This is a genomic window from Levilactobacillus fujinensis (assembly GCF_003946335.1).
GTDB lineage: Bacteria > Bacillota > Bacilli > Lactobacillales > Lactobacillaceae > Levilactobacillus > Levilactobacillus fujinensis.
On record NZ_RHNX01000013.1, the window covers coordinates 1 to 14,600 of the forward strand.

Annotated in this window: 9 protein-coding genes; 4 read left to right on the forward strand and 5 right to left on the reverse strand. The window is 47.1% G+C overall.

The annotated features are described in order from the left end of the window. The coding region (locus tag EKM89_RS06335; RefSeq protein ID WP_125686790.1) for an IS3 family transposase at positions 1 to 596 on the forward strand (596 nt) is incomplete at its 5' end. Between the two features lie 385 nt (positions 597 to 981). Here EKM89_RS06335 and gndA read toward each other — a convergent pair. Continuing rightward, positions 982 to 2,424 (reverse strand): NADP-dependent phosphogluconate dehydrogenase, encoded by a 1,443-nt coding sequence (gene gndA / locus EKM89_RS06340; RefSeq protein WP_125686792.1) that lies wholly within the window; start codon positions 2,422 to 2,424, stop codon positions 982 to 984. A 141-nt stretch (positions 2,425 to 2,565) separates the two neighbouring features. Next, positions 2,566 to 2,994 (reverse strand): MarR family winged helix-turn-helix transcriptional regulator, encoded by a 429-nt coding sequence (locus EKM89_RS06345; RefSeq protein ID WP_125686794.1) that lies wholly within the window; start codon positions 2,992 to 2,994, stop codon positions 2,566 to 2,568. Positions 2,995 to 3,076: 82 nt separating this feature from the next. Between EKM89_RS06345 and EKM89_RS06350 the strand changes: the two genes are divergently transcribed. After that, positions 3,077 to 3,517, forward strand: coding sequence for a GNAT family N-acetyltransferase (locus EKM89_RS06350; protein ID WP_225421832.1), 441 nt, complete (start codon positions 3,077 to 3,079; stop codon positions 3,515 to 3,517). Between the two features lie 245 nt (positions 3,518 to 3,762). After that, entirely contained in the window at positions 3,763 to 6,813 is a 3,051-nt protein-coding gene (locus EKM89_RS06355; protein ID WP_125686795.1) for a MucBP domain-containing protein, read from the forward strand. Between the two features lie 100 nt (positions 6,814 to 6,913). Here the strand turns inward: EKM89_RS06355 and zwf are convergent, their stop codons facing one another. Continuing rightward, positions 6,914 to 8,401, reverse strand: coding sequence for a glucose-6-phosphate dehydrogenase (gene zwf, locus EKM89_RS06360; protein WP_125686798.1), 1,488 nt, complete (start codon positions 8,399 to 8,401; stop codon positions 6,914 to 6,916). Between the two features lie 569 nt (positions 8,402 to 8,970). Beyond that, on the reverse strand, positions 8,971 to 11,109 hold the full coding sequence (locus tag EKM89_RS06365; protein ID WP_125686800.1) for a MucBP domain-containing protein: 2,139 nt from the start codon (positions 11,107 to 11,109) through the stop codon (positions 8,971 to 8,973). Positions 11,110 to 11,383: 274 nt separating this feature from the next. Between EKM89_RS06365 and EKM89_RS06370 the strand changes: the two genes are divergently transcribed. Then, positions 11,384 to 12,226 (forward strand): aminoglycoside N(3)-acetyltransferase, encoded by an 843-nt coding sequence (locus EKM89_RS06370; protein WP_125686802.1) that lies wholly within the window; start codon positions 11,384 to 11,386, stop codon positions 12,224 to 12,226. Between the two features lie 81 nt (positions 12,227 to 12,307). Here the strand turns inward: EKM89_RS06370 and EKM89_RS06375 are convergent, their stop codons facing one another. Then, positions 12,308 to 14,599 (reverse strand): glycoside hydrolase family 3 C-terminal domain-containing protein, encoded by a 2,292-nt coding sequence (locus EKM89_RS06375; protein ID WP_125686804.1) that lies wholly within the window; start codon positions 14,597 to 14,599, stop codon positions 12,308 to 12,310. Between the last annotated feature and the right edge of the window lies 1 nt (position 14,600).

The following is a 14,600-nucleotide window of genomic DNA, read 5'->3' on the forward strand; positions in this document are numbered from 1 at the left end:
TTCGACCTAACATGTATTCCCGTCATATGTCCAAATATCGGTCGTATAAGGGCAAAGTCGGGGAAATAGCTCCCAACATCCTTAAACAGAAATTTAACGCGGTTCAGCCCCTCTCAGTGCTTCACACGGATGTCACTCAAGTACGATTGGCTAATCAAAAGTGGGCTTATATTTCAGCGATTATTGATGAAGCTAGTCGAAGCGTTTTGGCCGTTAAGATCAGTGCCCATCCGGATAAAAATCTTATCAAGGCGACGCTAAATTCTCTTAAGCCAAAGCTACCAGAGAATGTCTTTCCAATTCTCCATTCCGACCAGGGGTGGCAGTATCAAATGAAGAGTTACCGTCACAAGCTAAACAAGATGCATATTATTCAAAGTATGTCACGAAAAGGCAATTGTCATGATAATGCGCCAATTGAGAGCTGGTTCAACCTGTTAAAACGGGAATGTCTTTATCGTCATAATCTGAAGAACCTAACGTCTTTGAGAAGACTCGTTGCACAGTATGTTAAATGGTTCAACACGGAGCGCATCACTTTAATTCATGGTGGTTTAACCCCAGTCGAGTATTGTCAGAAGATGCTAGTTGCCTAGGTTAGAAAAGTGTCTAACATTTTGCTTGCACTTCAAAAACGCCGACTAACATCGTCGACACGGCCAGCTGCATCCCTGACCGCCTCCGGCTCCGGTTGTGCTCGTCCATTTCAAACGTTAAATTCCAACCGAGTGCTGCATTTAGCGTAAATCAATAATGTTTCTATAAGGCATTATCCACGTTATCTTAGAACAACCACGTCAGCTCATATCTGCCGGCCGGTAAGGCGATGGTTGAGCAACGTTGCCTAATTTTAGACCCAGTATCGTTGTGACAACAGTCATAATGAGTGTTTTGGAACTTTCAACTTTCAATCTTCAGCAGACAACAAAAAACTCACGGCCAGAACGACCGTGAGTTTTCAAAATCCATTTAAAGTTAAATTTATTGTTCTTCGTACCAAGTGTAGTGGAAGTTCCCATCGCGGTCGTTCCGTTCGTACGTGTGGGCACCGAAGTAGTCCCGTTGTGCTTGTAACAAGTTAGCAGGCAGAACTTCTGCGCGGAAGCTATCGTAGTAAGTGATAGCAGCAGACAAACTAGGAACGGGGATGCCGGCTTGAACAGCCATTGCAACCACGTCACGGATAGATTGTTGATACTTGCCAGCGATATCCTTGAAGTAGCTATCGAATAACAAGTTGGTCAACTTAGGATCCTTGTCGAAGGCATCAGTGATGTTTTGCAGGAATTGGGCACGGATAATGCAACCGCCACGCCAGATTTGTGCTAATTCACCGAACTGTAAGTCCCAGTCGTTGGCTTCGGAAGCGAAGCGAAGTTGTTCGAACCCTTGGGCGTAACTCATCAGTTTACCAAAGAAGAGGGCTTGACGAACTTCTTCAACGAACTTGTCCTTGTCAGCGATCTCGACATTGCCTTGCTTTTCAGCAGCTGGCAATACCTTAGAAGCTTTGACCCGTTCGTCCTTTAACATAGAAATGTAACGGGCGTAAACGGCTTCCGTAATTACAGATTGTGGAACTTGAACGTCGAGAGCATCTTCGGAACTCCACTTACCAGTCCCTTTGTTGTTCCCACGGTCCTTGATGGCATCAACGATTGGCAAGTTCTTGTCAGCGCCTAAGTCATCCTTCCGCGTCAAAATGTCAGCGGTGATTTCGACTAAGTAGCTGTCCAATTCACCCTTGTTCCATTCTTTAAAGATGTCAGCCATATCGTCAACTGAGATCCCGGCAACGTTACGCATGATGTTGTAGCTTTCGTCGATCAGCTCTTCATCACCATATTCGATACCGTTGTGGACCATCTTAACGTAGTGACCAGCACCGTTAGGGCCAATGTAAGTTACACATGACTTACCGTCTTGAGGTGCTTTAGCAGCAATCTTGGTCAAGATAGGTTCAACGAGATCGTAGGCTTCTTTTTGGCCACCTGGCATCAAAGAAGGACCTTGTAAGGCACCCAGTTCACCACCGGAAACCCCCATACCAATAAAGTTGATCCCGGACTTATCGAGTTCGGCGTTACGTGCCATCGTGTCGTGGAAGTTCGTGTTCCCACCATCGATCAGCACGTCACCCTTGTCGAGCAGAGGGAGCAGTTCGTGAATAACGGCATCGGTTGGCTTACCAGCCTTAACCATCAAAAGAATCCGTCGTGGCGTTTCCAATGACTTCACGAAGTCTTCAATCTTGTAACTAGGAATCAGTTTCTTTTCGCTGTGGTCTTTCATGACTTGTTCAGTCTTACTTGCGGACCGGTTGAAGATACCTACCGTGTAACCGCGACTTTCGATGTTCAGGGCTAAGTTCTTGCCCATAACAGCCATACCAACAACACCAATATTTGCTTTTTGATCTGCCATTAGTAACCTTCCTTTACGTTCAAAATTAGTAACGACGTTCCACTCATTAGTGTAGCATTGAACAATGTGAAAGAACAATCATTTGTCTTATTTTTTTGAAAATCGTTAAATTTTTTCACAGCGAGTGATCAAATTGCTTAATTACTGATCCCGTTGGTAGGATTTCATGTTGCGGGCAACCTTTGCCAATAACTCTTCCAGGAGTGCCTGTTCGCCAGCAGAAAGGTCCTGGGTACCAACGGCCAAGATTTGTTGTTCGTACTTCTCTAGAGCAGGATAGACGGCTTGCCCTTTTGCTGTTGCTTGCAGGGGGCGCCGCTTCTTATTGGCGGCGTCGGTTGACCGCGTTACATAGGCGTTAGCGATTAACTTGCGGACCGTACGTAAACAGGTCGAAGGATCGACGTGGAGCTGATCGGCCAATTCGGTTTGGGTAATGCCAGGGGTCTCGTTAATACGCATTAAGTAGATGAATTGGTTGTTCTGGAGGTCATCCGCCTGAAAAAGTTGGTTTCCCATAATGGCCGTGACCCGGGCGATTAGACCGATACTTCGAAATGAATTTGGCATATTTTCTCCTTTTATAGTTGCATTTGCAATTAAAATGAACGATACTAGATAACATATTATAACACAGAAAGAGGATAATAATATGATTGAATGGCGAGTTAGAACCTTTAATAGCCTAACCCCAGCTGAATTCTATGATGTTGCGTTTGAACGTATTCGAACCTTTGTCATTGCGCAGCAACGCATTTATCAGGAAATTGACAAGACGGATAAGGTGGCCAAACATATTCTGGGCTATCAGGATGGTCGATTGGTGGCTTATGCCCGGGTCTTTACTGAACAAGAACACGTCACGTTTGGTCGGGTACTAACGATTCCGGAGCTTCGCGGACAGGGATTAGGACGACAGCTGGTCGCTCAGATTGAGGCGGAGATTCACACTGAATTTGCCGGACTTCCAATCAGTATTGAAGCGCAGATCGATAAGCAGCAATTCTATGAAAAATTTGGTTACGAAGCGGCGGGGGATGTTTTTTTATTTAATAGTACGCCACACATTCAGATGAATAAGGCAGCATTATAGGAAGAACGCTGATATGACGGCGTTCTTTTTCTTTTGAGCGGTCTGTTTACCGGAATTCGGCTGATGGTTCTATCAGAATAAAATGACAGAAGGGTCAGCTTATAAATAATTTTGTCGCATTTTTTAAGCAAACTCCCTAATGCACAATTTAATTGCCTATACTGTTCCTCGTAAGCAACCCACACGAAAAAAGGTGGGTCACGAGTTGATTTCGGAGAAGGACAAACCACTAGGGGGAAAATAAAATGAACAAGCCAATGACAACGAAGACGCGTTACAAGATGTATAAAAAAGGTAAAAGCTGGATAATTGCTGGGATTGTAAGCGGTGCCATCGTTATGGCCGGCGGAAATGTTACGGCACAAGCTGATGAAATACCCGTTACCGCAGCGTCAATGACCACCGTCACAAGTGAACAACCTACATTTGGTGAATTGGAAACAACCAGTCCAACCTTAGCGACCGACACGGTGACTGACGAGGCCCCGGTTGACGACCAAACTTCTGAGGAGACACCCGTAACGACGCCGGCAACGGATCAAATGTCAGTTGCAGGCCAAGCAGAATACAATGCGTCGGACGTCACGATTGATGCGACAGAAGCGAATGACAACCCTACAGACGAAACTGATGTAACGGACACGGCAGACGTAACAGACACAGCAGACGCAACGGACACAACAGACGCAACGGACACGGCAGACGTAACAGACACAGCAGACGCAACGGACACAACAGACGCAACGGACACAGCAGACGCAACGGACACAGCAGACGCAACGGACACAGCAGACGCAACGGACACAGCAGACGTAACAGACACAGCAGACGCAACGGACACAGCAGACGCAACGGACACAACAGATACAACTGGTTCAGTCGTAGACACAACGAACACGACACCAGCGGAATCGGCGACGGTCACCCCGGTAGTCGACAGTACTGAAGCACCAGTTGCAAGTGCAACAGAGGTTCCAGAAAATATGATTCCAGAAACGCGACCGGCCGAAATCGATGAGGTTCCGTCGACTATGAGTCAAGTCAACGCTGATCATACATTGACCGCGGTGCCATTGGTCCAGGGTCAATTGGCACAGGTGCCAGCTAAGGCGGCGGTCAACATTGCGACTGTTATGAATAGTAATATTGATCAATGGATGCCAAATAAGACACTGCAACTCGCTGTCTTAGCGGCACTGCAGGGCCTGATTAGTACCAACAAGACCTGGGATAGCGTTGCTGATATTACCCAGGAAGATATCGCGCTCTTAACGGGGCTCGATGTCAGTGGTGGTAAAGGATATGACACGTATATTGACGGCAAGACGGCCTTTTCACTGGAAGGTCTTCAATATGCAACGAGTTTAACTTGGCTCAGCATGGGGAGCAGTCTCAACATGTCACCGGGGGCTTATTTCGGAGATATTGTAGATGTTTCGCCACTGGCTAATTTACAGAATTTAGAAACATTGGATCTGCAACGCAATAAAATCACGGACATTTCACCGCTGGCTAATTTAAAAAACTTGCGGGACTTATATTTGGCTTATAACCATATTCGAGATTTTTCACCGCTGAAAGGATTCAAAGGAGAATTGACGTATACGGGCCAATTTGTCATGTTAGATCCACTCATGATCAATGAGAAGGATCGTAAAGGTCACATGCAGGTTCAATGCGTGACGATTGACGGGGAGGTCGTGCAACTATCAACAGGAATGGCAGTTGGGGAACCGGTATTCTGGGATCCGAATAGTGATGGGCCTCAGTACCACATGTACTTTACTGGTGGCAATCCAACACCAGATGGCAATGGTGGCATTTATTTTGACAATATTCAAGACCAGTTGCCTGGAACGACGGAATCACCATTTCCTGGATTTTCCTCGGACAACGTTGCAGTTATGCAGGATCACTACTTCTTAACGGGTAAATATGGGTCCGACTTTATCGTTATCCAGCCGTATGTGATTTCTCATGCAGCAGCGGACGTCACGGTTCACTATCAAGACGAAAATGGCCAATCTTTAGCCGACGACGTGGTATTACCCGGTGGACTCGTGGGCGAAGACTATACAACCACGGCGCCAGAGGTTCCAGGGTACGCCTTGCAAGCCAAACCGGATAATGCGACTGGAAAATTTGGGGATGAAGCAATTACGGTTACCTACGTTTACGTGAAGGATGAGGTTCAACCACCAGTGACGCCACCGACGACACCAAGTGAACAGACGACGGTAACGGTCCATCACCAAACGGCGGACGGGAAACTGGTCGCTGCTGACCAAGTTCTCACTGGGGAGTCGGGTGAGAGTTACACGACACAGGCGGCTACGCCAGAGGGATATGTGTTGGTGAGCACACCAGATAATGCGACTGGAACATTTGGCGCCGACAACGTTGAAGTGACCTATGTCTACGAACTGATTGAGACCGGTGGCGGTGACAATAGTGGCAATGGTGGCGACAACGGTAACGCCGGTAATGGTGGCGATAACAATAACAATGGTAATGACGGGGATAACGGTAATGGTGGTGAAGCGCCGGGGACCGGTAACCCAGGCGATGGTAATACTGGTGGCGAAAAGCCGGGAACTGGTAACCCAGGCGATGGTAATACTGGTGGCGAAAAGCCGGGAACCGGTAACCCAGGCGATGGTAATACTGGTGGTGAAAAGCCAGGGACCGGTAACCCAGGCGATGGTAATACTGGTGGCGAAAAGCCAGGAACTGGTAACCCAGGCGATGGTAATACTAGTGGCGAAAAGCCAGGAACCGGTAACAACGGCGATGGTAATACTAGTGGCGAAAAGCCAGGAACCGGTAACAACGGCAATAATAGCAATGGTGGTACACCGGGAACGAGTACACCAGGTGGTGATAATGGTAATACAGGCAGTACACCTGGTATCAACACACCGGGTAATGGGAGTGGAAATACTACAGGCAGTACGTCAGGGACCGGCACATCAGAGACTGGTCAAGGAACCGAAACAATCATTGGTGAGGTTGGCAACGCGGGCGACCTGATTACTGGCAGTACCGGCACACCAGTAGTCACAAGTCAGCCAGTGAAGCCCAGTCAAGTTAGTACGGCGGCAGTGGCTACCACACCGGCAACGGTGACCCTAAAGCCGGTGAAGGAAAGTGGCATGGGGGATAAGGGTCAACCAATCTCGGCAGCAACGTTACCCCAAACGGATGAAAAGCAGTCATCTACGGTCTGGGGACTTGTATTACTGACCGCAATGTGGGGGTTGTTAGGTCTACTAGGAATTAAGCGAAAGAGTCGCTAGGAGTAAGCGTAATGCGGACAGTTTAGCTGCCAACCTTCAGAGAAGACAAAAAAGCGTCTGGGATTTTCTTTCCCAGACGCTTTACATATAGAGAATTAAATTAATTGTTTAAACGGTAGATCCATTCACGGTGGTCGCGTTGAATAAGTTCTTCAGCAGCGGCTGGTCCCATGGAATGTGGTGTGTAGTTAGGGAATTGTGGTTCTTGTAAGTCCCAAACACGACGGATTTGATCCACGAACTTCCAAGCATAGGAAACTTCTGGCCAGCTAGAGAAGTTGGTCCCGTCACCCTTCAAGACGTCATGCAACAGACGTTCGTAAGGTTCTGGCGTTTCCTTAGACTTTTCAGCATCAACCAGGTAGTCCAACTTGATGGGTTCCGTTGAGAAACCAGCGTCGTTGGTCTTAGCATTCAATTGCAGAGAGAACCCGGCGTGTGGTTCAACGAAGATGGTCAAAACGTTGGCAGCCAGTGGCGTGTTTTGAGATTGTGGGAAGGCAAAGATATCAACCAGTGGGCGCTTGAAGACCACGTCGACCCGGGTGAATTTGTCAGCCAACATCTTCCCAGTCCGGACGTAGAATGGGGTGCCTGACCAGCGGTAGTTGTCAAATAGTAACTTGCCGGCAACGAACGTTTCAGTCGTGGAATCTTCTGGAACGTTATCTTCGTGACGGTAGTCGGGTTGGTCGTTGATCGAACCATATTGGCCACGAACAAAGTTGGTTGCGGCGTCGGCGACGTTGTAAACACGTAAGCTCCGTAAAGCCTTGACCTTTTCAGCCCGGATATCAGTATCCGTAAAGGCAACAGGTTGTTCCATGGCTAACAGGGAAACAATTTGCATGATATGGTTTTGGACCATGTCACGTAAGGCGCCACTGTTATCGTAGTAGGAAGCCCGTTCTTCGACCCCTAATTTTTCGGAAAGGGTAACTTGAATGTTGTCAATGTACCGGTTGTTCCAAAGGGATTCAACCAGCGTGTTACCAAAACGTAAGGCTTCGATGTTTTGAATCATTTCCTTACCTAAGTAGTGGTCGATCCGGAAAATCTGTTCTTCATCGAAGGACTTGCTTAAGGCATCGTTTAACTGCTTGGCGGAGTCGTAGTCGCGGCCAAATGGCTTTTCAATGACTAAGCGGTTGAAGGCGTCCTTGTTCGTGGACATCAGACCTTGGCTCTTCAAATCTTGAGCGATGGTGCCGAAGAATTGTGGCGCCATGGAAAGGTAGAAAATTCGGTTACCTTCCAGCTTGTACTTCTTGTCTAACTTTTCAGCGGCTTCCTTTAAAACGGAGTAGTGCGCCGTGTTGGTTACATCGTGAGCTTGGTAGTAGAAATGAGATGAGAAGTCTGAGACTTCCTTTGAGTCGGCACGGTTACCGCTGTCGGCCAAAGACTTACGAACGGCTGCACGGAACTTGTCGTCGTCCATTGCCTGACGGGAAGTTCCAATTACTGCGAAATGGGACCGCAAGTTACCTTTTTGATAGAGGTTAAACAGACTTGGGTAGAGTTTCCGGTAAGCCAAGTCACCAGTACCACCGAAGAACAAGAATAAAGCTTTACGTTCAGTTGCCACGAGATCGTCACTCCTTAAAGTTTAAGTACCTTAGTTATATGCATGGTGTCTACAAAAATGAGAATCCAACGATGCAATTCCGGCTAGCCAGAGATGGGGGCAACCATTCTGGGTCCGCGAGCGTCTAGCAAGTATGTCTAGACCACTTCGAAAGTTATTATACGCTACTTCTTCATGAAACGCGACCTTTTTAAAGCAAGAATTTAAATTTAGGACAACCGGTTGCAATACCTACAGAACAACGTTTTCACTAAAATGCTGTTTTCATGAAAGCATTTATATTTTCGGCAGTCGTGATGGAAGCACCTTTCTTTTGTCTGAAAAACTGAAATCGCTATCACGGCTAGTCTAACAAAAAAAGAGGATAAAGTAACGTCAAAGGAACTGTCCTGATTGAATTTGGTAAAGGACGTGCTCGGCCACGTAAAAACCCCGACCGGTATAGGTCCGTGGTCGGGGTTAGTGGAAAGAGTGAAAATCAGAATGTTTTGTTTAAAGGTTACTGCACACGTCACTTTGGTCCAGATTCGTTGCGATGAGAAAAAGTCCTTGTTGATCAGGTTGTGGGATTAGTGACGCTTAAAACGGGCGAGACCCAGGCCGCCAAGTAAGGCGAGGCAAGCGGTACCCAGGGCGGCTAACCAACCGGATGCGCTTTCATTTGTTTGGGGTAAGCTACTTTGTTGTGCTTGTTGGGAGGCTAGCCGATGAGTCGCCGTTGGCATCAGGGCCGCTGAACCGCTCCCTTGAGTATTACCACCTTGAGAACCGGTTCCACCGGGATTAATGATATCAGCGCCACCACCGGGCGTGACAACTCCGGGCGTAACGACTCCGGGACCGGGTTCACCGGGAATCTCGGGATCAACGGGACCAGGCTCGCCCGGAATTTCAGGGTCAACGGGACCAGGACCTGGTTCAGGATTGGGGTCACCAGGATTTCCAGGACCAGGATCAACGATTACGGGTGTTTTCTTGAAAGTCAGCGTGAGCGTCTGGGGGTCTTGGCCATAAGTCCCAGTCAGCTCATCACTTTTATCGGCAACGAAAGTGTAGCCTTTTTGTGTCGTGAGGTCGCTCACGTCAAAGGCGTCACCGATCAGTTTGCCATCGCGGGTAACGGTGTCCAGTTCTTTCCCGTCGGTCGTCATCAGCTTAATGGTTAGTTGGGGATGTGCCAACCAGTTGACCTTCCGGAAGATACGGACATCGTATTGTAGTTCAACATTGTTATCGTAGAAAACGTTAACGTACTTATCTTTTGGCCCACCAGCATAAACGAAACCATAGGGGCCATAAGTGATCCAATCATTGGCGGGGTCATTTTCGTAGATAAATGGTGTGTCGATCTGTAACTGACCATCACCGAGGTAGGTAATCGGTGCGTATTTCCCGTCTTCATTAGCGTTATAGGAATAGGGTGCCGTAAATTCTAAGGGTTCACCGAGGAAGCCCAAGGACTCAGTGGCTTTGAATGTCGCGGGTTGACCAATGACCACATTGATTGGGTCGTCGTTATCGTAGGACTGGCCCAATGCGGTAATCCAGGCGTCCTTTTCTGTGATGCCACTAAGCGAACTGAAGTCGGTTAAACAGTTGTTAGTAATGGTCAAATGGTTAAAACCGTAGTCACCATGACCGTTATTCATGATGGCGGTCAGCCAAGGTGCCAGCAAGGCAAGCTGCCGGTTGGTCATGCCATTTTTATTCTTCAAGTAGAGGCTGCCGGAACCGGAGAGACCAATCGATTGCATCTGGCTAGAATCAATCTGGGTGATGGCCAGGAGCGCCTCATCTGACATCTTACCGAGGTAATTGGATGTGATAGCTAGTTCCTGAAAGCGAAGCTCGGCCAGGGGTGAAAAATCAATGTTAGCTGCAATGTTCTGATCATCTGCGATGGTAACTAAGAAGACGATGGATTTCTTCTGCGGCAAGTATTTTAATGCGTCGATACCGGCAAAAGTCGTCACGGATTCCCCATTGCTAACTGAAACACGTAGGGGAACTTGAGAATCAAAACCGTTGGTGCCATAACGGCGGATGACGCCATAAGTTAACGGCTCGTCGTCTTTGAGGGAGAAACCCTTCCGAACAGCCTTTTCCAAGGCGGGGTCGGCAATCGTTACTAATTCGGAGTCAGCCGGATCGGTCTGCGGTGCAACCGTTGCGGCGGTCTTAGCTAACCCAGTCGGCGCTGCCTTGGTCGTTTTCCAGGCAACAGTCGTGTCTTTTTCAGATGTTGTTGGCGCGGTTGGTGTCTTTTCTTTGGGGGCCTGAGTTGTTGCTGATGCTTCTATAGGTTTAATTGCTTCTGTAGGTTTAGTTGTTTCTGTTGGTGTTGCTGGTTTTTCGATTGGTGCAGGCGATTCCGTTGTGGCTTCTGATGTTGTGTTTTCTGATGTAGGTGCTTCCACTGAAGAATCAGTGGTAGGCGGCGTTTCCACCGGCTGGACCGTTGACTCAGAAGTTGCGTCGGTGGTCGTGTCCGTGTCAGAGGCATCGGCCTCTGCTGGCATCGTATCTGATGTCTGAGTTGGTGTGAGGGTCACACTGGACTGATCAGTTAATGCCACACTTTTCTGCTTTTGGGTGGTCGTGGTGGCTGCCGGCTGATCGTCGGCGTGGGCTAACGTTTCGCCGCCGGCTAGAAAACCACCAGCAATGATGGCTAACACTAGGGGCGCACGCATTAGATCGTGAGTCATTATAAACTCCTCCTTCAGTTGATAGGATAAATTTCTCTCTACGTACACATTATATTCGTTGAACTAACTTAAAGCTTAGTTTATGTCCCGAAAAGTGTGGATTAAGACGATTAGTTTAAAAGTGACTAGTAGTTGCTGGTTTCCGGACGGTTTTAGGGACGCCGGTGCTGATGAGTTAAGCAGGGGGAACCGAAAAACGGGTATGGTAAATTTTAACTCGTAAAATGAGAAAACAATGATAAAATTAAAAAGACAACCGAAAAGAGGAAAAATGATGACACAAGATTGGAAGGCAACACCCATTACGACCGTGATGACGGGAACAGAATTAGCGGCTGATTTACGTGAACTCGGATTGACCGCCACGGATTCCTGTCTGGTCCATACGAGATTGAGCGCTTTTGGATTCATTCCGGGTGGGGAACAAACGGTGGTGCGGACACTGCAGACCGTGTTAAATCAGGGTAACATTGCGATGCCTGCGCAGAGTGCGGATTATTCGGACCCGCGTGGCTGGCTTTATCCACCCGTGCAAAAGGACCTGCAGGCCAAAGTGGTAGCTGGCTTGCCCGGGTATGACCCGCAGACAACACCGATACACTATATTGGCCTGACCCCGGAGTATTTTCGCAATCAGCCCGGCGTTCACCGCAGCGGTCATCCAACCTGCTCGTTAACCGCGTGGGGTCGCGACGCCAAGTTGATTTGCGAGACAACGACGTATGACTTGCCGTTTGGGGTGAACAGTCCCTTACAAAAGCTGTATGACTTGGACGCCAAGGTAGTGTGCCTGGGAACGGATTTTGAGAGTTGTACGGCCATTCACTTAGCGGAGTCTCAACTTGCGCGCCCTCGTTTTCAGGAGAGTGCACCGGTGCTAGTTGATGGACAGACGAAATGGGTCGATTACACTGCCGTTGAGCTGGAGCCTTACGACGACTTTAATGAAATGGGCACTAAGTTCATGGCGGCCAATCAGGATAAGATTCATGAGGTAACGCTGGCGAATGGAACGGTTCTACGTAGCTTTTCCTTGCGGGGAATCGTTGATTTTGCGCTGGCCTATTACCGGCAAAAGGATGCAGAAAAAGGCGGAATCCTTTACGAGTTGGCTTAAGAATCATCAACAATAATAGTGAGGCCAAGAACTATAAAAGTTCTTGGCCTCACTATTATTGTGCATGAAAATTGATTTAGATTATTTTTTTAAGCTAGACTTAGTATTTAAATTAGTAATTAATTGTGATAAATCACTAGATTTCATAGATCCCAAGGAAACTAGGGAACTAAGCGGCATAGTAAGTGCACTTTGTAAAATGGGTTCACATTGCTGGTCAATTTTTTTCTGATCACTGGTAGAACTTTCTTGATATTGTTTTGAGGTTACATGTAACACTTCACGTAATGTCTCAAGAACCACTTTCTTTCCAAGTGGATTCTTAACGACTTTTCCAATAGCGGTGAAGCTAGTATAGTGAATTGGAATTGGAACAGTGCTGGTAACTTGAATGTTAACGGACAGTGGAAGATTATGACTTGTAGGGCCAATAGAAAGTGTGTAAGAGTTACTTTCAACATGCCAGTTATGAATCTGGTCGTTATAGTATGCGAAGGTTTCTTTATCTAAAGTGAATGAGACACGTTTACATTCACCTGGTTGCAGTAGCACTTTAGTAAAGTTCTTCAATTCGCGCTGTGGCCGGAGTACGGCTGATTCACCGGGTTCAACGTAAAGCTGGACGACCTCTTGGCCAGTGTAATTGCCTTCGTTCTTTACCAAACAACTAATGGTTGCTTGATCGGTATCCTTAATAGTTGTGCTGCTAGTTTGCAGATTCGAATACGTAAAGTTTGTATATGAGAGACCACTGCCAAAGGGAAAAGCAACGGAGAGTTTCTTTTTGTCATAATATCTATAACCCACAAAGATATTTTCTCGGTAGTGAACAGTGCCTTCTTCACCAGGGAAGTTAAGGAAAGATGGAGAATCTTCAAGATGATATGGATATGTTTCAGAAAGGCGACCGCTAGGATTGTTTTCACCAAAAAGTAGTTTTCCAGTGGCACTACCGACCCCCTCACCTGCTAATCCCATATTCAAAATAGCTGCTACGTTGTTCTGCCAAGGCATTTCGACTGCTGATCCGGTATGAAGAACAACAACAGTATTGGGCTGGGCTTCGGTGACGGCCATAATTAGGGCATCTTGATTTTCAGGCATAGCCATTGATTGTCGATCGGCTCCTTCAGATTCGAATGACTCTGGCAATCCCGCAAAAATTATTGCAACATCCGACTTTTTGGCGAGAGAAACTGCTTCTTCAATCAGGGCTGAATTTGGCGTTATTTTATCTTGGTCATATCCTTGAGCGTAGTTGATATTTAGGTGCTGACTACGTGCCCAATTGAGCGCGGTATCTACGTGGTAGGAATTGACGTGGCTACTACCACCGCCCTGATACCGCGGCTTTTCGGCAAACTCACCGATAAAGGCGAGTTGTTTATCACGGTTTAAGGGTAATAGGTTATTGTTGTTTTTCATTAAGACAGCACTGTTAACTGCCAATTTAACTGCTATTTGATGGTCTTGGTCTAGATTTGTTGTGGCGTCCCGCTGTTGATTATTAATAGATTGATTGACAAAAGTTAAAATATTTAAGACGGCTTTATCGAGTATCATTTCGTCCAGTTTCCCTGAGCGTACAGCCTCAATAATATTCTTGTCTTGTGCACCGGAGCCACCGGGCATTTCTAAGTCGACACCAGCTAGTAGTCCCTTTACACGATTCTTTACGGCCCCCCAATCGGTTACAACCAAACCGTTAAAACCCCATCTGTCTCTTAAAATATCAGTTAACAAGGATTTGTTTTCTGAACAAAATGTGCCATTGAGGGCATTATAAGCACACATAATGGCGCGGGGATGGGCTTGCTTAACAACCTTTTCAAATGCTGCAAGGTAAATTTCATGGAGAGGGCGTTCCTCAATAATCGAATTGCCGCTCATTCGGTAAGTTTCTTGATTATTTCCAGCAAAATGTTTGGTACATGCAGCAACACCTTTTCCTTGTAACGCAGTGACATAACTGCTGGCAAGTTCGCCGGTAAGGTAAGGATCCTCGCTATAATACTCAAAATTACGACCGCCTAAGGGATTACGCTTGATGTTCATCCCGGGGCCAAGGAGCATGGATACGTTTTGAGCCTGACACTCAGAACCAAGCGTTTGACCAACCAATGCTAATGATTCACGACTAAATGAGTTAGCTAAGGTTGATGTGCTGGGAAAGCAAACAGTCTGAACGCTATCATAGAGACCAAGGTTATCTTCCATTTTGTTTTGTTTTCGTAAGCCGACTGGCCCGTCACACATGAGGATGGCCGGAATTTTTTTGTCCGCAATCGGTTGAGTATGCCAGTAGCCTTGACCGGAGCACAGACTAGCTTTTTCTTCTAAAGTTAGTTTAGAAATTACATCTTTAATCTGCATG

What these genes read in the sequence shown, in the direction of transcription:
- gndA (WP_125686792.1), bottom strand. Translation starts at nt 2,424, where the DNA reads ATGGCAGATCAAAAAGCAAATATTGGTGTTGTTGGTATGGCTGTTATG.
- EKM89_RS06345 (WP_125686794.1), bottom strand. Translation starts at nt 2,994, where the DNA reads ATGCCAAATTCATTTCGAAGTATCGGTCTAATCGCCCGGGTCACGGCC.
- EKM89_RS06350 (WP_225421832.1), top strand. Translation starts at nt 3,077, where the DNA reads ATGATTGAATGGCGAGTTAGAACCTTTAATAGCCTAACCCCAGCTGAA.
- EKM89_RS06355 (WP_125686795.1), top strand. Translation starts at nt 3,763, where the DNA reads ATGAACAAGCCAATGACAACGAAGACGCGTTACAAGATGTATAAAAAA.
- EKM89_RS06365 (WP_125686800.1), bottom strand. Translation starts at nt 11,109, where the DNA reads ATGACTCACGATCTAATGCGTGCGCCCCTAGTGTTAGCCATCATTGCT.
- EKM89_RS06370 (WP_125686802.1), top strand. Translation starts at nt 11,384, where the DNA reads ATGACACAAGATTGGAAGGCAACACCCATTACGACCGTGATGACGGGA.
- EKM89_RS06375 (WP_125686804.1), bottom strand. Translation starts at nt 14,599, where the DNA reads ATGCAGATTAAAGATGTAATTTCTAAACTAACTTTAGAAGAAAAAGCT.